This window comes from Flaviflagellibacter deserti (assembly GCF_042652085.1).
Classification (GTDB): Bacteria; Pseudomonadota; Alphaproteobacteria; order Rhizobiales; family Methylopilaceae; genus Flaviflagellibacter; species Flaviflagellibacter deserti.
On record NZ_JBHSJF010000005.1, the window covers coordinates 200,762 to 220,174 of the forward strand.

The window sequence follows — 19,413 nt, forward strand, 5'->3', positions numbered from 1 at the left end:
TTGCGTCGATGGCATTAGCCGGCGAGCTTCCGAGCCCTAGAGGCGACGGACGCTGGTGATGGAGCTTCCGGCCTCAGCAATGCGTGCGATGGCCCCCGCCGCGTCCTCGATCGCCACCGCCATGTGATGCGCGTTGGCATGAATGATCGTGCCATCGCCGCGCGCGATGGCAACGTGCCCCTTCCAGAAGATCAGGTCGCCGCGCTGCAGATCGCCTGCACCGTCGAACGCCACCGGGTTCCCTATCCCCGCCTCCTGCATGTCGCTGTCGCGCGGCGCATCCAATCCGGCGGCGTCGAACGCGACCTGGACGAGGCCCGAACAATCGAGCCCAAGGCTCGTCTTGCCGCCCCAGAGATAGGGCGCGCCGACGAAGCGCTCGGCGACGGAGACATAATCGTCCTCGTCCGCGGCGAGCGGCGCGAGGTGCTGCCTCGGCACATAGCCGCCGGTCGCGAGCACGGCGAACATGCCTTCTTCCCGCTCGACGATAACGTGGCTGCCGAGCGTCAGCGCTTCCTCGGGCGGCTGCTTGATGCTGGCGCCGGGGAAGATGAAGGTCCGAAGCGCCGAGACGCGATGCGTCGGCTCGCCCGCGACCGGGCCGAGCGCCCATTCCGGCAGCCAGCCGACATAACGGTCGGATTCGAGCTGCACCCAGGCCCAGCCCTCGTCGAGGTCATAGACGGCGACCGGTTCGCCGAAGATTGCCTCCGTCAGCTGCGCCGCGTCCGGACGCGCTTCGGCACGCAGCGGAGCCGAGCCGACGGCGATTCGCATCGACAGCGCCGGCACGTAATTCTCCGCCTCGATCGTGCCGCGCAGATATTCGGCGGCCAGATCACCCCTGGCGGGTGTCAAGCGTGGGTCGAGGTCTGTCATGCCGGCAGGTCCTTCGCTGTCTCGATCAGCATATCGCCGAGTTTCTCAACAAACAGCGCCCCTTTGACGGTGCGCTGAATGACCACGCTCCTTCGATCGGCCTCGTCGCGGCGGCGCGTCACGAGATCGAGCTTGCCCATGGCGTCGAGCGCCCGTGTGATGACCGGCTTGGCCACGCCGAGCTTGGCGGCCAGTCCCCGCACAGTATGCGGCGGCGGTTCGAGATAGATCGTCAGCAGGATGGCGGTCTGCCGGGCCGAGAGGTCGGCGTCGCTGTCGCGCACCTGCGCAAGGCTGAAATCGCTCAGAAGCCTGAGCGCCTGGGACGGTCGGAACGTGAAGGGCATCTTGCGCGATGTCTTTCACGCCCGACCGACGCGGGCAAGTCCTCAGCCGTAGCGGTTCTTCAGCAGCGCATAGAGCGCCCGGATCGACTGCGCCTCGCCGCCTTCCGACCGCCCCGGCCGTGCCGAGGGCGTCCAGGCGAAGATGTCGATATGGACGTAGGATTTGGCCTTCTCGACGAACCGGCGCAGGAAAAGCGCCGCCGTGATGGAGCCGGCATGCCCGCCAGCCGGCGCGTTGTTGAGATCGGCGATGCGGCTGTCGAGCATGCGGTCGTAGTTCGACCAGAAGGGCAGCCGCCAGAGCGGGTCGTTCTCGGCGCGGCCGGTCTTCACGAGGTCCTCGGCCAAGGCATCGTCATCGGTGTAGATCGGAGGCAGTTCCGGGCCGAGCGCGACGCGCGCCGCGCCGGTCAGGGTCGCGAGGTCAACGAGAAGATCGGGCTCCTCGGCGTCGGCCAGAGCCAGCGCGTCCGCCAGCACAAGCCGCCCCTCGGCATCGGTATTGCCGATCTCGACGGTCAGTCCCTTGCGGCTGCGATAGATGTCGCCCGGCCTGAAGCTCCTGCCCGACACCGCGTTCTCGACGGCCGGGATCAGCACGCGCAGCCTGACCTTGAGCTTCGCGTCCATGATCATGTGGGCGAGTGCCAGCACGTTTGCCGCGCCGCCCATGTCCTTCTTCATGATCAGCATGCCGGCCGACGGCTTGATGTCGAGACCGCCCGTGTCGAAGCAGACGCCCTTGCCGACAAGCGTGACCTTCGGATGCGCGTCGTCCCCCCAGCAGAAATCGATCAGCCGCGGCGCGCGCGGGCTCGAACAGCCGACTGCGTGGATCAGCGGAAACTCCCTGGCGAGCTCCTCGCCCTTCACCGCTGTCGCGAACAGGGCACCGTGCCTGTCGGCGAGTTCGCGGGCGACGGCTTCGAGCTCGTCCGGCCCCATATCGTTCGAGGGCGTGTTGACGAGATCACGGGCGAGCTTCACGCCCTCGGCAAGCCGGGTCACCTCCGCGCCGTCGACGCTCTCCGGTAGAACCAGCTTCGCTGCTTTCGTCTCGGCGCTCTTGTAGCGGTCGAATTTGTAGTGCCCGAGCAGGAAGCCCAGCGCGGTCAGACGCCGATCGGCGAGCGGTCCGTCAAAGCGATAAATGCCGGCAGGCAGGTCGCGGGCAAGGTGGGCTGCAATGAAAGGATCGCGGGTCTTCGCATCGCCCGCCTCAACGCCGAACAGCACGCCGGCCAGACCGCCTTCGCCATTCGGAACGACATTCACATGCCCGACACGCGCCTCATACGCGGTCGCCATCGCCCACGCTCGCGCGGGCTCGGGCAGGTTTTCGTGACTTGTTCCGCGGGGAATTGGCCAGATGGGTATTGCGGGCCGGGTGTCGTACGCCAACAGGGAAGGATGCACGCGAAAAACCTCGAACTGAGTCGTCAGGTGATGGTCGCCGCCTTCGCCCGATTTACCAAGCATTAGGGTTAACGGTCCAAAAAGGGTAGCAGGTTGCCGGGCTTGCCGGCACACGAACAGGTCGGCCCATGTACCGTTGCCGCGTTAGCCGTTCGCCTCGCCTTTCCCTTCTGGTCGCCGTCGCAGCGTCGGCCCTGCTCGCGGGTTGCGCCACCGGACCGGCAACGACCGGCTCGACCGGCGGCCGAGGCTTCACGAGCCCCTTCGCCAGCAAGAAGGAAGACCCGTCGGTCCAGGCCGCGATCGCGCAATCCAGATCACTGCGCGCCGCCGGACAGAAAGACCAGGCAATCGCGGTCCTGTCCAAGGCCCTCGCCCGCAATTCCGGTTCATCCGCCCTTCAGGCAGCCTATGGCCGGGCTCTGGCCGATGCCGGCCGCAATGACGAGGCGCTCGCCGCGCTTGCCAAGGCGGACGACCCGAAGCGGCCGGACTGGCGCATCCTGAACAGCGAGGGCGCGATCCTCGATCAGCTCGGCCGCATGGACCAGGCGCAGAAGGTCTATGCCCAAGCCCTTCAGCTCGCGCCGGAAGAACCGACGATCCTGTCCAATCTCGGCCTTTCGCAGGCACTGTCGAAGCGCCCTGCCGACGCGGAGCAGACGCTCCGCCGCGCCGTCGCAAGTCCCCGCGCGACAGCGAAGATGCGCCAGAATCTGGCTCTCGTCCTCGCGCTGCAGGGAAAGCTCGGCGAAGCCGAAACATTGGCGAAGCAGGATCTGCCGCCGAAGGAAGTCGCCGAGAACCTCCGTTACTGGAAGCAGGCGGCAACGGCCCAGCGTTCGAAGGCCGCCGCCGCACCAACCAAAGCGGCTGCGGCACCCGCCGAGCTGAACACAGCCGATCTCGGCGAACTTCGTAGCAATTGAACGAGCGCGGCCTCCGTAACAAGAGACCGGTTTCGCCTGCTATTTCCAGATCTCGAAGACGCTGATCATCGCCGGTCCGAGGATGACGACGAACAGGACCGGCAGGAAAAAGATGATCATCGGCACGGTCAGCTTCGGCGGCAGCGCCGCGGCCTTCTTCTCCGCCTCGTTCATACGCTGGTCGCGGCTTTCCTGCGCCATCACGCGAAGCGCCTGCGCCAGCGGCGTGCCGTATTTTTCCGCCTGGATCAGCGCGCCGCAGACATTCTTGACCGCCTCGACGCCCGTGCGAAGGCCAAGGTTCTCATATGCGAGCCGCCGATCCTGCAGGTAGGACATCTCGGCGCTCGTGAGCACCAGTTCCTCCGCGAGCGCGATCGACTGCTCGCCGATCTCGGTCGACACTTTCCTGAAAGCGGCCTCGACCGACATACCGGATTCAATGCAGATCAGAAGAAGATCCATCGCGTCGGGGAACGCCCGGCGAACCGATAACTGCCGCTTCGCGATCTGGTTGGAGATAAAGACCTGCGGCAGCTTGATGCCGAGGAACGCGGCGACGATCACGATCAGCAGTTTGATCTGCCACGAAAGATCGAAGCTGCCGATCACGAAGAGATAAAGCCCCGTGAGCACGGCGAGCGTTATCGGGGCGGCCGCACGGAAGAAGAGGAATGTCGCCATCGGGCCCGGACCGCGATAGCCCGCCATGACGAGCTTTTCCTTCGCGTCATCCGTGCCGAGATGCTTGGCGAGATCGAAATCCTCGACGACCCGCTTGATCAACGCCTTCGGCTCGCGTCTCAGATTGACCGCCTGGCCGCGCGCCATCCGCTCTCGCTCGCGTGCCCGCATCTTCTCGCGCTCGAGCGCCACGGACTTCATCCGCTTGTCCAGATTGTTCGAGGACAGGAGCGGCATTGCGAGGGTCAGCACGGTCATGATCGCCGCAACGGCGGCAAATACGGCGATCAGGAAATCGCGATCCGCGAGGCGCTCGGCCCAGTACTGAACCATCCCTGCCTCCTCAGAAGTCGAAATTGATCATCTTGCGCATGCTGAGAATGCCGATGAGCATCCAGAACGCAGAGAACGCGAGCAGCATCTGTCCCACGGGCTTGGTCCAGAGCGCGGAGACATAGTCCGGTGAGATGATCGACACGATGCCGCCGACGAAGATCGGCAGCGAACCGATGATCCACGCCGATGTCTTCGCCTCCATGCTCATCGCCTGGATCTTGCCTTTCATCTTCTGGCGGTCGCGCAGGACCCGGGAGAGGTTGCCCAGCGCTTCCGACAGGTTGCCGCCCGATTTCGACTGGATCGCGATGACGATGGCGAAGAAGTTCGCCTCGGGAAGCCCGACGCGGGTGTAGAGGCGCTCGATTGAGTCGCTCAGGATCATGCCGACATTCTGCGTATCGACTATCGCGCGGAACTCGGAGCGGACGGGCTCCTGCGATTCACTCGCGACGATGCGCATGCAGTCGCCGAGCGGCAGGCCCGATTTGACGCCACGAACGATGATGTCGATGGCGTTCGGAAATTCCTTGATGAACGCCTGCTGCCGCTTCTTGCGGAGATAACCGAGAATCCAGCGCGGCAGTCCCAGACCGCCTATGAACAATCCGGCCAGTCCAAGCAGCGGCATGCCCGTCGCGATGAAGAGGCCAAACCCGAGAATGACGCCCAGAACCAGGCTGAGCACATAGAAGCGCTTGACCGGCCAATCGAGGCCGGCCTGTTCCAACCGCACTGTGAGCGGCGGGTTCTTGATGTTCAGTTGCCGCTTCTCGAGTTCCTTCAGGCTGTCCGCGACGGCCGCGCGGCGGAGCGCGACTTCGGTTCGCCCGGACGCCTGTTCGCGGAACTTTCCGGCACCCTCGAACATCGACTTCTGGCGCTTCTCGGCGCGCCCGCCACCGGCGACCAGCGGATAGGCGACTGCGTAGAATCCGCCTCCGACCGCAAGCGCGACGAGGAGGAAGATGATGAGTTGCTGGCTATCCATGGTCAGGCCCGCAACGGCTCGGCCATCTCGGCGGCGTCGATCGCGGCCGCGAGATTCTTGTCCTCGCCATAGTAGCGCGCGCGTTCCCAGAACACCGGACGCGCGATGCCCGTAGCACGATGACGGCCGATGATGCGGCCATGCGCATCCTCCCCGACCATCTCGTAGACGAAGATGTCCTGCGTGGTGACGACGTCGCCTTCCATGCCGATCACCTCGGTGATGTGGGTGATGCGGCGTGAGCCGTCGCGCAGGCGCTGGGTCTGTACGATCACGTCGACCGAGGTCGCGATCATCTCGCGGATCGTGCGCGCGGGCAGGCTGAAGCCGCCCATCGAGATCATGCTCTCCATGCGCGACATGGCCTCACGCGGGGAGTTGGCGTGCAGCGTGCCCATCGAGCCATCATGGCCGGTGTTCATTGCCTGCAACAGGTCGAACGCCTCAGGTCCACGCACCTCCCCGACGATGATGCGTTCGGGCCGCATACGCAGGCAGTTGCGGACGAGATCGCGCATCGTGATCTGGCCCTCACCCTCGAGGTTCGGCGGGCGGGTTTCGAGGCGCACGACATGCGGCTGCTGGAGCTGCAGTTCCGCCGCGTCCTCGCAGGTGATGATGCGCTCGTCCTCGTCGATCGCGCGCGTCAGGCAGTTCAGCAATGTCGTCTTGCCGGAACCCGTACCGCCCGAGACGACGACGTTGCATCGCGAGCGGCCGACGATGCGAAGGATTTCCGCGCCCTCGGGCGTGATCGTACCGAAGCGCACCATCTGGTCGAGGGTGAGCTTGTCCTTCTTGAACTTACGAATGGTGAGCGTCGGTCCGTCGATCGCCAGCGGCTGGACGATGACGTTCACGCGCGAACCGTCGGGCAAACGCGCGTCGCAGATCGGCGAGCTTTCGTCGACGCGGCGGCCGACCTGGCTGACGATGCGCTGGCAAATGTTCAGAAGCTGGGAATTGTCGCGGAACCGGACATTGGTCAGCTGAATCTTGCCGCCGACTTCGATGTAGGTCTTGTCGTAGCCGTTGACCATGATGTCGGCGATGTCGTCGCGCGACAGCAAGGGCTCGAGCGGGCCATATCCGAGAACGTCGTTGCAGATGTCGTCGAGCAGTTCTTCCTGCTCGGCGATCGACATCACGAAGTTCTTGAGACCGATGATCTCGTTGACGATGTCGCGGATTTCCTCGCGCGCGCTTTCGGCGTCGAGGCGGGCAAGCTGGGCGAGGTCGATCGCCTCGATCAGCGCCGAGAAGATCGCGCTCTTGGTGTCGTAATAGGCGTCGGGCCTGCGCGGCTCGGGAGCGGGCGCCGGGCGTGTAGGCGCCGGAGGCGCCGACGCCGTCGGGCTATTGAATGCGGGCGTTGGTGCCGGAGCAGCCGAAGGCGTCGCGGCAAACGAAGGTTTGCCGAAGTCCACCTCGGTACTGCCGCGCTTGCCGAACATGGCTTCGCTCTATCTCCTCAGGCGCGCTTGAGAAACCGCGAGACCAGCGGGTCCAGAAGGGTCTTTTTCTGTGCGCGCGATTCCAAACGTCCGGTTACCGTCCGGGCGATCTCAAGGAAGCTCTCATTGGCCTTATGGCTCGCCGACACCTCGGCGATCATCTGGCCGTTGTTCGACGCCGTGCCGAAGCTGTGCGGCTCGAAGGCGATCGTCGCCGATGCCTCGACATCGAGCGCCTTGATGAACTCGGCCGGCTTGATCTCGGGCCGCTTCGGCATGCCGACCTGGTTCAGCACGAGACGCGGCGGCGCATCGTGCGGGCGTTGGGTGCGCAGCAGGTCGATCATGTTCTTGGCGTTGCGCAGATTGGCGAGGTCCGGCGCCGCGACGATGACGATCTCGTCGGCATTGGTCAGCGCGCGTTTCGACCAGGACGTCCAGACATGCGGCACGTCCATGACCACACAGGGAACATTGCTGCGCAGGATGTCGACCAGGGTGTCGAACGCGTCGCTGCCGAGGTCGTACACGCGGTCGAGCGTCGCCGGTGCCGCGAGCAGGCTCAGGTTCTCGGTGCATTTGGACAGCAGGCGGTCGACCAGATTGCCGTCCAGGCGATCGGGCGAGAACACCGCCTCCGAAATGCCCTGCGGTGGGTCCTGGTTGAAGTCGAGGCCCGCCGTGCCGAAGGCTAGGTCGAAATCGGCGACGACCGTCGACATGTCGAGTGACCGGCCGATCGTCCACGCGACGTTATGGCAGATGGTCGAGGATCCGACGCCGCCCTTGGCCCCGATGAAGGCGACCGTCCTGCCCACCGGCTCGGCGTCGGGAGCGCGGAACAGGTCCGACAGCGTGCGGACGAGATCGAGGGTATGGATCGGCGCGACCAGATATTCGCTGACGCCGCGCCGCATCAGTTCGCGGTAGAGATGAACGTCGTTCACGCGCCCGATGACCACGACCTTGGTTCCCGGATCGCAGACCTCCGACAGCTTGTCGAGGCATGCGATCAGAGGCTCGCGGGCGCCGTCATTCTCGATGATGATGACGTTCGGCGTCGGCGCGTTGCGGTATGCCTCCACCGCCGCCGGGCCTCCGCCCATCTGCACGCGCACATGCGCCCGCTCCATCCGCCGATCGGCTGCCGTCATGCGGATGCTTTCGGCGAGGTCGCCTGTTTCGCAGAACGCCTGGATCGACACCCGAGGCAGCGGAGCGATCTGGGCGGTGTCGGGCGAGACGTCGGGGGCGTCGGTCATCCTCAGTTGTCGTCCTGGGTCGACACGTTGTCTTTGGGATAGGTCGTAGCGGTCGGTTCGCCCTTTTGATATTTGCCGATGACCGTCGTGCGGCGCGTGGCGCTCGACGGCGTCTCGGCCCGGGGCCGTATGAAATCTTCAGGATCTTCGACCATGGCGGCAATGTTCTGCTGCTGGGCGCAGCCGAAGTTCCAATATTGGCGATTTTCCGACGGCGTGCCGGGACCGCCATATCCGAGGTCGTCCGGCCACTGGCCGCAATCATGCGGCACACCGGCTTTCAGCGTCGGGTAAGACAAACGGACCGGTGCGAGATGGGTCGGCCCGTTGGCCGCGTATGTTGTCTGGATGATAGCTCGCGGCGAGACGCCAGCGTTTTGGATGGCGACTTTGATCTCCCGAACTGCATGTGCCGACTGCACGTCGGTACTGCCGCCTTTGGGGATTTCGATCGCGATTTGGCCGCGTCCCTTGGCTCGCCATTGTCCGGCGAACTCCGAGATGTCGGCAACCTGCCTGTCGGTCAGGCCGCCGGCCCCCCCGCCGGGCAGGAAATCCAGGGTTGCCATTCCCTGCGTGACCACGATCGGATGACGGACGGCATGGTCGTCGGAGATCGAGCCGGTGATCGTCGGATCCGGCTGACGGACGCATCCGGCAAGCGCACCCGCCACCGCCAGTGCGGCCAATCCCCGGACAGAAAGCGAGAACACGGGGCGCATGATCACTCCACGATGTGGCCAATGGGGCCGCGATATTCGCCGGGACCGACTTTGATGATGCCGGCGGGCGAATAGATCTTGTTCAGCCGTCCCAGCAGGATGGCTTGCATGTCGGTCGGGGTCTGCAGGTTGTCGTCGGGACGGGCGAGCTTGTCGCGACCAGCAGACTTGGCGATGTATGGCGTGACGATGATGACGAGTTCGGTCTGACCACGTGTGTAGTCGCGGCTCCTGAACAGCGCGCCGAGCACGGGAACGTTCAGGATTCCAGGCAGACCTTCGAACGCCTGGCGCGTATTCTCCTGAAGCAGACCCGCGAGCGCGAGCGAGCCGCCGGACGGCAACTCGATGCTGGTGCTCGCGCGACGAACGTTCAGCCCCCTGACGGAGGTGCCGAGAATGGTCACGCCTTCCGAATTCGGCTCGCTGACCTCGGTGCCGACCTGCAGGCTGATCCGGCCGCCGGACAGCACGACCGGCGTGAAGGTGAGGCTGACGCCGTACTTCTTGTATTCGATGCCGATGCCGTCGTCGGTCGGAACCGGAACGGGGAACTCGCCGCCGGCCAGGAAGTCGGCCTTCTCGCCGGAGATCGCCGTGAGCGTGGGCTCGGCAAGAGTCCGCAACAGGCTGTTACGCTCGAGCGCCTCGACGTTCGCGAGAACCTGCCCGCCAGACCACTGGTGGAATATGCCGAGACCGTTGCCGTCGACGTTTTGCTCGACGCCAGAGGTTCCAACGACCTCATTGAAGACCGATCCTGGAGAAGCCCCCGTGATCGGATAACCGGGGTTAGAGCCGAATCCGATGCTCGTACCGCCGATCTTCGACACGTCCCACTTCACGCCCAACTGCTTCATCGCGGTTCGATTGACTTCGGCGACCGTGACCTTGAGCAGAACCTGGTCACGACCCTCGATCGCGAGCGCATTCACCACCTTGTCAGGACTTCCGACGAGGTTGGCGGCGATGTCGGTGGCGGTCTTAGCCTCGGCCGCAGACCGGACCGAGCCGGTCAACATCACGGAATCTCCGACCGCATCGGCATTGACCATCGCGTCAGGCATAGACGTCCGCAGGTTGTTGCGGATCGGCGAGAGGTCGCGGCCGACCGACACCGCGAGGTTGCGGATCTGGTTGCCGTCCGCGTCGAAGAAAATGACGTCTGTCTCGCCGATGGCAACGCCGATCACATAGGCCTTGCGCGAGGAGCGGACGACCGCGTTCGCGACCTTCGGATCGGCGACGAGCACTTCGGTCGCGTCGCGCGGCAGATCGACGACATAGGATTTGCCGACGCCGACCTCGACGACCTGCCCTGACGAGGAAAAGGAAGAAGCGATGTCATACCGCGCGTCGGCGCCGAACGACGCTTCCGCCATCAGAAGAGGCAACAGCAGCGCCGCGCACAGCGCCAGAGACCTCATTGCCGCCCGGACCATGATCACTTGTCCCCTCGCCCCTAAGGCCCTTAGTTCGTCGCTATTCCGAAACGGATGATGCTGGTTCGGTTCGAATTTCCGCCGCCCGAGGAATTGTCCCCCGGTAGACCAAGCCCACCGGGATTGGCGTCGGCCAGCGACCGGAGAGCCAGCGAGATCGTTCCCTCCTGTCGGGCGTTCGAGATGATCTCGGTTTGGTGCGGCAGCAGTTCCAGAGTGGCGGTCTTGCCCTCGATGGTTTGCTGCCCGTCCTTCTCGGAGAGCGTCTGGTCGATCGCCAGCACCCGGACATTGGTCAGGATCGTCTGGCTTTCGGTCTTGTTTCCCGAAGCCTTGGTCGTCAGGACGACATCGACCCGGTCGTTCGGCAGGATGAAGCCTCCTGCTCCGTCCACGGCCGACACCGGTGTCGCGACCGCGCGCATGCCAGACGACAGCATCGCCGACATGAACCCCCCTTCGGAGGGCTTCACCAGTTTCTGCGGGTTGACCGGCTCGTTCGCCGCGACAGGCTGGCGCGCGATCGCGCCCGTGAATTTCTCGACCGCGTCGGGATTGTCCGCTTTCGAAAGGAAATTGGCCGCGCTCTCCTTGGGCCAGGGGCGCCAGGCCAGATCTTCCGGCTTCACCACCACGCCCATCGGGACGGAGTTCACGAAAACAAGGACGTCAGAACTTTCGGTTTTCTCGACGACGACGACCGGCGCCGGTTCAGATTTCTTGCCACTGACGAGGACAGCAGCCATGCCGCCCGCGACGAGGGCGACGGCCAGGACTGCGATGCGCGCGACATTCATACCAAACGACCCCAAAAGGCGCGGCACTACAGTCGGATGGCCGCACCTGCATTTGAGGCGACATTCGTCAATGTATGGTTAATGGAATGTGTAGAAGCCCAATGGTCTAAAGACCAAGCAGACCCTTCAGGATCGCCGTGTCGGGATAGATCACGAGGCCCGCGGCGGCGAGTGCGACGCCATATGGGATGCCGCTTTCTCGAGCGTGCAGGCGAGCGATCCATGGCTGGCCTGCGAGTGCAACAGGAAGATGAAACCGGCGCAGGATGAGGAGCATGATTGTCAGCACACCGCCGAATGCAGACATGACCAATAGCCACATGAAGACAAGCGATGGGTCGATCCACAGAGCCATCGCCGCTGCAAGCTTCGCATCGCCACCGCCAATGACGCCGAGCGCGAAACCAGAAATACCAATCGATAGGACGCAGAAAGCGGTCAAGGCATGCCAACCAGTTGACGAGATCGGGAGCCCGGCCGCGATGACGACGATGGGAAACACCGCCACAAGCGCGAGGCTCAGGCGGTTCGAAATGGTCATGGTCGCGATGTCGGAAAGCGCCGCGGCAATAATCAGCGCCGGAAAAACGGCGACCAATGCATAATCCAGAACAACCACGGCGAGTTCCTGCAACTGTTGATGAACAAGCCGCCTATAATAAAGGCGGCTTGTTCATGCTTGGCGAATTAGCCGCCGGTGCCGGTGCCGGTTTCACGTGCGGTGTCGAGCTGGTCCGAAACTTCGTCGAAGGTATCGTTCAGCGCCTGACGAAGCGTCGGGAGCGAAAGCAGGATGCCGATGGCGAGCACGGCAGCGATCAGAGCGTACTCGATCGCGGTGGCGCCGGACTCGTCCTTCAGAAAGCGCGAAAAGAGGTTCATGTGACGTGCTCCATGTGGGTCGTGTGCTTGAATCACGGATCCGAGTTGATCCCCCCTCGAAACCTGAAATCAGCGTAATCCGACCCTGTTGCCGCATCGTTAATGTTTGTGAGGGCTTTGGTTCAGTATCGAGTAAGAACTTAGAAACCAACAATATCGAGTTTTCGGAAATTTTTACTTTTATTTTTGTCAAAAATCCTTGATTCACAGCGTATTGGCTCTTCGCGCTGTTTACGCTCGTCCGTAGCCACAGTTAGAGATTGATTCACCTTCTTGATGCATCACTTGAGCGACGAAGAGCGTATTTGTGAGCCGCAATGAAACTGTCGCGCGTACTGCTTGTGGTCATGATAGCCGCAGCCTCCCCTGTAGCTGCCCAGGACCGCCCGCTTGCGACTCCCGTCGCGGATCAGTCGGCGGATAGTGTGGACTCCATGGACGTCGCGCTCGACCTTGCATCGCTGCTGCACGTTCCGCCGAAAACCGCCATGATCGTGATTGGCAACCCGTCGATCGCGGACACTACTGAACCCCGCAACGGCTTCGTCGTCGTGACCGGCAAGGGATACGGCACGACCAATCTCCTGGCGCTTGATGCTTCGGGCGCCGTCCTGCTTGAGACCATGATCCATGTGCGCAGGGCCAGCGAGCGGACGCTGACCGTGCTTCGTGGAGCGGCCCGGGAGACCTACAGCTGTACGCCCCGTTGCGAGCAGACCGTCACTCTGGGTGACGCCCCCGACTTCTTCGGCGGCAGTTCAGGTCAGATCGGCAGTCGGGTCGGCCTCGCCACGGGCGGTGCTGGCGGAGGCGGCAGCCAGTCCGGCGGTTCTCCGAATTAATAATCCGTTATCTTTTCTTGATTGCCGCCGAATTTCGTAACGATCAGTCAAGCATTGTCGCTGATCGTGCTCGCCTGTACTCGCGCACTTCGCGAAACCGACAGGCATGGATCAGAAAAAGCCACGCACCGATCGACTGAAACGCTTCGCCCGCAGCAATGACGGCGCGACGGCGGTCGAGTTCGCGCTGATCGCGCCGCTGTTCCTCAGCCTGATGCTGACGATCATGTATTCCGGGCTGACGCTGTTCGCGAACTCGGTGCTCCAGACCATGGTCGACCGCGCCGCGCGGCAGGTCAGGATTGGCCAGTTGCAGAACGCGACGCAGCAGCAATTCCTGAACGCGATCTGCGACTCGTCCAAATCAGAGATCCTTTTCACCTGCAGCAAGATCCGGGCGCAATCTCGGCTGCTGACGGACCCCGCCAATGCCGCATGCTTCAGTAGGACAACAGAGGCACCAGCGAGCTGTTTCACCTCCGGAACCGGCGGCAACGCGCCGTCGATGGTCTTGATCCAGGCCACTTACGAATGGCCGCTGCCGCTGACAATTCGCCTCTGGGATCCGCCCCAGCAAGAGCAGCCGAACCAGACTCTCGCCAATACCATGCTGGTCGCGACTACGGTCATTCAGAACGAGCCCTGGTGATGCGCGCCTTTTTCCGCACTTTCAGGCGCGATGAACGCGCGATCGCCGCGACCGAATTCGCATTGCTGCTTCCTACTATCATCGGGCTGATGGTCGGCACGTTCGAGGTGGCGCGAGCGGTGTCGGCGAAGAGCAAAGTAAGTCAGATGACCGGTGCGATTGGCGACCTGATCAGCCAAAAGAACTCCGTCACATCGTCCAATCTTAACGACCTGATCAACGGCACGTCGAACATTCTCCAGCCGCTCCCGACGACGGGAGCGACCGTCGACGTGCAGAGCATCGTCTACGACACGTCGACCAAGAAATATTACGTCGATTGGACGCTGCATAAGGTCGGTTCGGGCAGTGCGCAAACGAACGGCGCCAATAGCGATTATCAAGGTGCCGATCCGCCCGGCGCGGCAACCATCAAGGTCACCGTGACCTACGATTTCGAGCCGACCTTCTCGAAGATCTACAAGGACATCAATCCGTCAAGCGGCGGCAAGATCACGCTGAGCGAGACGTTCTTCTCAGCTCGCAGCGGCGCGGCCGTTCCCCTGGAGTGATTAGGCCGCGGGCCGGCCTTTGCGCGTAGCCGTCCTGCGGATCTGACCGAGAAGGTCGCGTGCGTCGGCGCGGCGATGCTCGGCGAACTGGGCCTCGAAATCCGCCGCCGGCATCGGCTTTCCGAACAAATAGCCCTGCCCGTATTCGCATTTCTGCGACACCAGGAATTCGCGCTGCGCGGCGGACTCGACGCCCTCCGCCACGACTTCGAAGCCGAGATTGTGCGCCATCGTCAGGATCGTCGCGACGACGACGCGGGCAGAGCCGTCGCGCACGCATTCGGACACGAAGCTGCGATCGATCTTCAGGATGTCGAACTGCAATCGCGTCAGCGAAGCGAGGTTGGAATAGCCGGTGCCGAAATCGTCGATCGCGAGACGGACGCCCGCGGCGCGCAGCGGCGACAGTTCGCGCGCCGTGGCTCGCGGATCCAGCATCGCCACCGTCTCGGTGATCTCGATTTCGAGCATGCCGGGCGGAACGCCAGCCTTCTCGATTGCCTTCAGCACATTCGCGGCAAAGTCGGGCTGCTGACACTGTGAAACCGAGACATTGATGGCGATCTTCGGGAACAGGCCGATATCCGCCCAGATGCCACATTGGCGGCAGACATCGTCGATGACGAAACCGCCGATCGCGTCGAGCAGCCCGACCTCTTCGGCGATGTCGATGAAATCGGTCGGACCCACCAGACCGCGCTGCGGATGCCGCCAGCGCACGAGCGCTTCCGCGCCGACCATCGCGCCGTCATGCAGTGCCACCTGCGGCTGGTAGAAGACCTCGAACTCCTTGCGCTCCAGCGCTTGGCGAAGCTCCTGCTCGATGACGAGACGACGATAGGCGCGGCTGTTGACGTCGCGACGCGCGAATTTGAAGGAATTGACGACGCCCGCCTTGGCCTCGCCGAGGCCGCTCCCGGCCGTGCGCAACAGCGTGGACAAGTCGATGCCATCGTCGGGGCTGACCGCAATGCCGATACTGGCACTGACAGAGAGCGAATGGTCACCCACCTCGAACGGAACGGCAAAGCCGCGCAGCACGCGCGCCGCGACATGGCTCGCTGTATCTTCATCCACCTCGCCGCTGAGGAGAATGCCGAACTCGTCGCCGCCGAGACGGGCGAGCAGGATTTCGACATCGCCGCCATTTTGATCGCGCCTGAACTGATCGAGCTCCTCGCGGCATGTCACCTGCAGCCGCTCGGCGATCGCCGCGATCGCGTTGTCGCCGACCTCGATGCCGAGTGCCTCATTGACCCGCTTCAGCCGGTCGACGTCGAGATAGAGCAGCGCGACCTGCCTGCTGTCCGCGATCTGGGCGTCGATATGCAGGCGGAGTTGCTCGCGGTTGGCGAGACCGCTCGCGCCATCGGTATAGGTCAGCCGTTCGACGGCCTCCGAACTGTCGCGCAGATTGCGCGCCATCGCCGCGAAGGATCTAGCGAGCTCGCCGAGCTCGTCCTGACGCTCCTCGTCGAGATTGACCGTGTAGTCGCCTTCCGAGACCCGCCGCGTCGCCTGGATGAGCTTGCGCACCGGCGAGGTGATGTAGGTCATGCAGACTGCCGTGAACGGCATCGCGAAGCCGATGAAGGTCAGCGCCAGCAGGAGGTTGCGGCTGGCGGCCTGGGCGATGCGGTCGTCGAGATCGGCAGTCGCGACGCCGACGCGCGCGACCGCGACGGGCTTCTGATCGTGCAGCACCGGCACCGCGATATGGATCATCCCGCCGCCCTGTTCGAGCGCCGGCGTGCGGCCGATCACGGCCTCGTCCAGCGCCAGCTTGGATTCCGGCTCGCTCGCCACGGTCTCGGGATCGGCGTTCAGCAGCCTGCCGTGGGCATCGAGCGTCGACACGAAAGCATAGCGCGTGGCGTCGTTGAGACCGGCGACGTTGTCGAGCACCTTCTGGAGATCGACGAAGCGCTGCTCGTCGGGAAGGTTCTGCGCCACGCTGCCGACCAGCGCGAGAAGATGCGAGGCCTGATCCTCGAAGCTTTCCTGGGCGGCGCGCTCGACTTCGTTATTGGTGAGAACGACGAACGCGGCCGCCAGAACGAGCATGATCGTGGCGACGAACAGCGTGAAGCGCGCGGCCAAGCCGAGCGGCAACTGGGAAAACCGGTGCTTCAGCCAACCGATCAAACCGATAATCCAGGCTCTATGCGTTGGAAGGTCGGCTCGAAAGCCAATTTTCGCAGCGCAGCAGGATTATCGGGTTGGGCTTAAGCCAAGGTTAAAGTGACCCAGATCAAATCGTCTGGTTATAGGCGCCCACTTCCGGATGGGTCCGCAGCACCGCGTCGACGGCGTGAAACATCTCGCGCATGCGGGCTTCCGAGACCGGGCTTTCGACGACGACGACGAGTTCCGGCTTGTTCGACGAGGCGCGCACCAGGCCCCAGCTGCCGTCCTCTGTCGTGACGCGCACGCCGTTGACGGTGACGAGGTCGCGGATTGGCTGCCCGGTGACCGGCTCGCCCTTGGCCTTCGCGTCCTCGAAATGCTTCACCACCTGCTCGACGATGCCGTACTTCGCCTCGTCGGCGCAGTGCGGTGACATGGTCGGCGAGGACCAGGTCTTCGGCAGCGCGTCCTTCAGGTCCGCCATCGACTTGTCGGGGCTGCGGTCGAGCATATCGAGCACCGCGATCGCCGAGACGAGGCCGTCGTCATAGCCGCGGCCGACCGGCTTGTTGAAGAAGTAGTGGCCGGACTTCTCGAACCCGACCAGCGCGCCGGACTCGTTGACGCGGCGCTTCATGTAGGAGTGGCCGGTCTTCCAGTAATCGGCCTTCACACCGTTCTTGATCAGCTCCGGGTCGGTCGCGAACAGGCCGGTCGACTTCACGTCGACCACGAAGGTCGAATTCGGATAAAGCTTCGACAGGTCGCGGGCCAGCATCACGCCCACCTTGTCGGCGAAGATCTCCTCGCCGTGATTGTCGACCACGCCGCAGCGATCGCCGTCGCCGTCGAAGCCGAGGCCGACATCGGCGCCCGATGCGAGGACCGCATCGCGCATCGCGTGCAGCATTTCGAGGTCTTCCGGATTCGGATTGTATTTCGGGAAGGTGTGGTCGAGTTCGGTGTCCAGTTCGACGACCTCGCAGCCGAGCTCACGCAGGACGCGCGGAGCGAACGCGCCGGCCGTGCCGTTGCCGCAGGCGCACACCACCTTGAGCTTGCGGGTGAGCTTGGGGCGGTCGGTGAGGTCCTTGATGTAGACCTCCGGGAAATTCTCCACGAAGCGGTAGCCGCCCCCATCGCGAAGCTCGAAATCGGCGTTGAGCACGATCTCCTTCAGCTTCGTCATCTCGTCGGGACCGAACGTCATCGGGCGGTTCACGCCCATCTTCACGCCCGTCCAGCCATTGTCGTTGTGCGAGGCGGTGACCATCGCGACGCAGGGAACGTCGAGCGCGAACTGGGCGAAATAGGCCATCGGCGAGAGCGCCAGCCCGATATCGTTGACCTTGACGCCGGCGGCCATCAGGCCGGTCACGAGCGCCATCTTGATCGAGGCGGAATAGCCGCGGAAATCGTGGCCGGTCACGATCTCCGGCTTCTTGCCCATGCGATGGATCATCGTGCCGATGCCCATGCCGAGCGCCTGGATGCCCATCAGGTTGATTTCTTTCTCGAACAGCCAGCGCGCGTCGTATTCGCGAAAGCCGGTCGCCTTCACCATCGGGCCGGATTCATAGGCATAGGTGTTGGGCGTAAGGCTCGGTTGCGGCTTGGGATACATGAGAAAATTCCTCCGGCGGGCGTCTCAGCGATACCATGTTCGCAGAGACTGGCAAGGCGGGCGAGAGCGGGCAGTCTGCTTCAGCTTGGAGCAGAAAATCCACGTCATGCGCGGATTTGCACTTGCCAGAGCGCGACAAGATGGCACGTTAGATGCACGGGGCCTGACATCGAGGGAACGATGCGGATCCTTACGAGCCTGATGTGCCTTCTCGGTCTGACAACGACCGCCGTCGCCCAACAGCAGCGACCCGGCATGGTCGATGTCGACCTCGAACTCGTCCTCGCCGTCGACATTTCGTACTCGATGGACATGGACGAGCTACGCCTTCAGCGCGATGGCTATGTGACAGCCATCACGTCGAAACCGGTCCTGGATGCCATCAAACAGGGCATCCATGGGAAGATTGCCGTCGTTTATGTGGAGTGGGCCGGCTCGAACCAGCAGAAGGTCATTCTCGACTGGACGGTGATCGACGGCCCGGACACGGCTGGGGCCTTCGCCGACAGGCTGGCCGAGACCGCGCCCTCCCGCGCCTATCGCACCTCGATCTCGACCGCTCTGACCTTCTCCGCGCCGTTGTTCGACAAAAACGCCTATAACGGGCTTCGCCGCGTCATCGACGTTTCCGGTGACGGCCCGAACAACCAGGGCATCCTCGTCACCCAGGCGCGCGACATGGTCGTCGCGCAGGGCATATCAATCAACGGCCTGCCGCTCTCGCTCAAGGCACCGAACTCGATGTCGGTCGATGTCGACGATCTGGAGGGCTATTACCGCGATTGCGTCATCGGCGGCCCTGGCGCCTTCGTCGTGTCGCTGAACGACAAGGCCAAGTTCGCGGAGGCGATCCGCGAGAAGCTCGTCCTCGAGATTTCCGACGCGATGCCACCGCCGAAATTCATCCGCACGCAGGGCAAGCCGACAAATTGTGCAATCGGTGAGCAGATTTGGCGCGACCGTTATGGAGATGCAAACCCTGACTGGCAATGATCGGGGGTATGCACAGACCCAATATCGCGCTCATCGCGCATGACCTGAAGAAAAGCGACCTCGTGGACTGGGCCGCCAGCCACGAAGACAAACTGGCGAGATTCGACATCGTCGCCACCGGCACGACCGGTACGCGTGTGTTGGAACGTTGCCCGTCGCTGCCCATCACCCGGCTGAAGAGCGGGCCGCTCGGCGGCGACCAGCAGATCGGCGCACTCGTCGCGGAGGGCCGTATTCAGGGCATCATCTTCTTCATCGACCCGCTGACGTCCCTGCCCCACGACGTCGACGTGAAGGCGCTGATCCGGCTCGCGGCGGTCTACGACATCCCGATCGCGCTCAACCTGGCGACGGCGGAACTGGTCATCGAGAAACTGGGGCACTGATCCGTTGCCTCTCCCGCCTGCGGGAGAGGTCGACTCGCGAAGCGAGCGGGTGAGGGCATGACTGAAGCAATGAGCATCGTGCTGGCTCCTCACCCCG

At 63.5% G+C, this 19,413-nt stretch carries 20 protein-coding genes; 6 read left to right on the forward strand and 14 right to left on the reverse strand.

Annotation, left to right across the window (positions count from 1 at the left end):
* Nucleotides 1-36 precede the first annotated feature (36 nt).
* Genes ACFPFW_RS05735 through ACFPFW_RS05745 form a run of 3 tightly spaced genes read right to left on the reverse strand, consistent with a single transcriptional unit; the run spans nucleotide 37 to nucleotide 2,645 of the window.
* Entirely contained in the window at nucleotides 37-882 is an 846-nt protein-coding gene (locus ACFPFW_RS05735) for a C40 family peptidase (protein ID WP_114957003.1), read from the reverse strand.
* A complete protein-coding gene (locus tag ACFPFW_RS05740) occupies nucleotides 879-1,229 on the reverse strand; it encodes a MarR family transcriptional regulator (RefSeq protein WP_114957004.1) in 351 nt (116 codons plus the stop codon). The genes ACFPFW_RS05735 and ACFPFW_RS05740 overlap by 4 nt, the downstream gene beginning before the upstream one ends.
* A gap of 42 nt (nucleotides 1,230-1,271) precedes the next feature.
* Nucleotides 1,272-2,645, reverse strand: coding sequence for a leucyl aminopeptidase family protein (locus tag ACFPFW_RS05745; protein ID WP_379769998.1), 1,374 nt, complete (start codon nucleotides 2,643-2,645; stop codon nucleotides 1,272-1,274).
* Nucleotides 2,646-2,773: 128 nt separating this feature from the next.
* Here ACFPFW_RS05745 and ACFPFW_RS05750 point away from each other — a divergent pair, with 128 nt between their 5' ends.
* The gene (locus ACFPFW_RS05750; protein ID WP_114957006.1) at nucleotides 2,774-3,574 is read left to right on the forward strand and encodes a tetratricopeptide repeat protein; all 801 of its coding nucleotides are present in this window, start codon (nucleotides 2,774-2,776) and stop codon (nucleotides 3,572-3,574) included.
* A 39-nt stretch (nucleotides 3,575-3,613) separates the two neighbouring features.
* Here the strand turns inward: ACFPFW_RS05750 and ACFPFW_RS05755 are convergent, their stop codons facing one another.
* From ACFPFW_RS05755 to ACFPFW_RS05795, 9 genes are all read right to left on the reverse strand, one after another.
* Nucleotides 3,614-4,591, reverse strand: coding sequence for a type II secretion system F family protein (locus ACFPFW_RS05755; RefSeq protein ID WP_114957007.1), 978 nt, complete (start codon nucleotides 4,589-4,591; stop codon nucleotides 3,614-3,616).
* 10 nt (nucleotides 4,592-4,601) lie between these two features.
* Entirely contained in the window at nucleotides 4,602-5,585 is a 984-nt protein-coding gene (locus tag ACFPFW_RS05760) for a type II secretion system F family protein (RefSeq protein ID WP_114957008.1), read from the reverse strand.
* Between the two features lie 2 nt (nucleotides 5,586-5,587).
* The gene (locus tag ACFPFW_RS05765) at nucleotides 5,588-7,039 is read right to left on the reverse strand and encodes a CpaF family protein (protein WP_114957009.1); all 1,452 of its coding nucleotides are present in this window, start codon (nucleotides 7,037-7,039) and stop codon (nucleotides 5,588-5,590) included.
* 17 nt (nucleotides 7,040-7,056) lie between these two features.
* On the reverse strand, nucleotides 7,057-8,301 hold the full coding sequence (locus tag ACFPFW_RS05770) for an AAA family ATPase (RefSeq protein WP_114957010.1): 1,245 nt from the start codon (nucleotides 8,299-8,301) through the stop codon (nucleotides 7,057-7,059).
* A gap of 2 nt (nucleotides 8,302-8,303) precedes the next feature.
* Nucleotides 8,304-9,023 carry a CpaD family pilus assembly protein gene (locus ACFPFW_RS05775; protein WP_114957011.1) on the reverse strand — a complete coding sequence of 240 codons (720 nt, stop codon included), beginning with the start codon at nucleotides 9,021-9,023 and terminating at the stop codon, nucleotides 8,304-8,306.
* A gap of 2 nt (nucleotides 9,024-9,025) precedes the next feature.
* On the reverse strand, nucleotides 9,026-10,465 hold the full coding sequence (locus ACFPFW_RS05780; protein WP_114957080.1) for a type II and III secretion system protein family protein: 1,440 nt from the start codon (nucleotides 10,463-10,465) through the stop codon (nucleotides 9,026-9,028).
* A gap of 29 nt (nucleotides 10,466-10,494) precedes the next feature.
* Nucleotides 10,495-11,262 (reverse strand): Flp pilus assembly protein CpaB, encoded by a 768-nt coding sequence (gene cpaB / locus ACFPFW_RS05785; RefSeq protein ID WP_114957012.1) that lies wholly within the window; start codon nucleotides 11,260-11,262, stop codon nucleotides 10,495-10,497.
* Nucleotides 11,263-11,368: 106 nt separating this feature from the next.
* Nucleotides 11,369-11,896 (reverse strand): A24 family peptidase, encoded by a 528-nt coding sequence (locus ACFPFW_RS05790; protein WP_379769806.1) that lies wholly within the window; start codon nucleotides 11,894-11,896, stop codon nucleotides 11,369-11,371.
* Between the two features lie 53 nt (nucleotides 11,897-11,949).
* Nucleotides 11,950-12,144 carry a Flp family type IVb pilin gene (locus ACFPFW_RS05795; protein ID WP_114957014.1) on the reverse strand — a complete coding sequence of 65 codons (195 nt, stop codon included), beginning with the start codon at nucleotides 12,142-12,144 and terminating at the stop codon, nucleotides 11,950-11,952.
* Nucleotides 12,145-12,578: 434 nt separating this feature from the next.
* Here ACFPFW_RS05795 and ACFPFW_RS05800 point away from each other — a divergent pair, with 434 nt between their 5' ends.
* The 3 genes from ACFPFW_RS05800 to ACFPFW_RS05810 all read left to right on the forward strand — a co-directional run bounded on the left by ACFPFW_RS05800 (nucleotide 12,579) and on the right by ACFPFW_RS05810 (nucleotide 14,186).
* Complete coding sequence (locus ACFPFW_RS05800; RefSeq protein ID WP_162799668.1) at nucleotides 12,579-12,986, forward strand: pilus assembly protein N-terminal domain-containing protein; 408 nt, start codon at nucleotides 12,579-12,581, stop codon at nucleotides 12,984-12,986.
* Nucleotides 12,987-13,092: 106 nt separating this feature from the next.
* Nucleotides 13,093-13,635, forward strand: a complete 543-nt coding sequence (locus tag ACFPFW_RS05805; protein ID WP_114957016.1) for a TadE/TadG family type IV pilus assembly protein — start codon at nucleotides 13,093-13,095, stop codon at nucleotides 13,633-13,635.
* Nucleotides 13,635-14,186: a TadE/TadG family type IV pilus assembly protein gene (locus ACFPFW_RS05810; protein WP_162799669.1), complete on the forward strand. Its 552-nt coding sequence runs from the start codon at nucleotides 13,635-13,637 to the stop codon at nucleotides 14,184-14,186. The genes ACFPFW_RS05805 and ACFPFW_RS05810 overlap by 1 nt, the downstream gene beginning before the upstream one ends.
* Here ACFPFW_RS05810 and ACFPFW_RS05815 read toward each other — a convergent pair whose 3' ends face one another.
* Both ACFPFW_RS05815 and ACFPFW_RS05820 read right to left on the reverse strand, forming a co-directional pair.
* Nucleotides 14,187-16,331, reverse strand: a complete 2,145-nt coding sequence (locus ACFPFW_RS05815; RefSeq protein ID WP_114957018.1) for a putative bifunctional diguanylate cyclase/phosphodiesterase — start codon at nucleotides 16,329-16,331, stop codon at nucleotides 14,187-14,189.
* A 106-nt stretch (nucleotides 16,332-16,437) separates the two neighbouring features.
* Complete coding sequence (locus ACFPFW_RS05820; RefSeq protein WP_114957019.1) at nucleotides 16,438-17,937, reverse strand: phosphomannomutase/phosphoglucomutase; 1,500 nt, start codon at nucleotides 17,935-17,937, stop codon at nucleotides 16,438-16,440.
* A 180-nt stretch (nucleotides 17,938-18,117) separates the two neighbouring features.
* Here ACFPFW_RS05820 and ACFPFW_RS05825 point away from each other — a divergent pair, with 180 nt between their 5' ends.
* Both ACFPFW_RS05825 and ACFPFW_RS05830 read left to right on the forward strand, forming a co-directional pair.
* Nucleotides 18,118-18,930: a DUF1194 domain-containing protein gene (locus tag ACFPFW_RS05825; RefSeq protein WP_114957020.1), complete on the forward strand. Its 813-nt coding sequence runs from the start codon at nucleotides 18,118-18,120 to the stop codon at nucleotides 18,928-18,930.
* Between the two features lie 8 nt (nucleotides 18,931-18,938).
* Nucleotides 18,939-19,316: a methylglyoxal synthase gene (locus ACFPFW_RS05830; RefSeq protein WP_114957081.1), complete on the forward strand. Its 378-nt coding sequence runs from the start codon at nucleotides 18,939-18,941 to the stop codon at nucleotides 19,314-19,316.
* The last annotated feature ends 97 nt before the right edge of the window (nucleotides 19,317-19,413 follow it).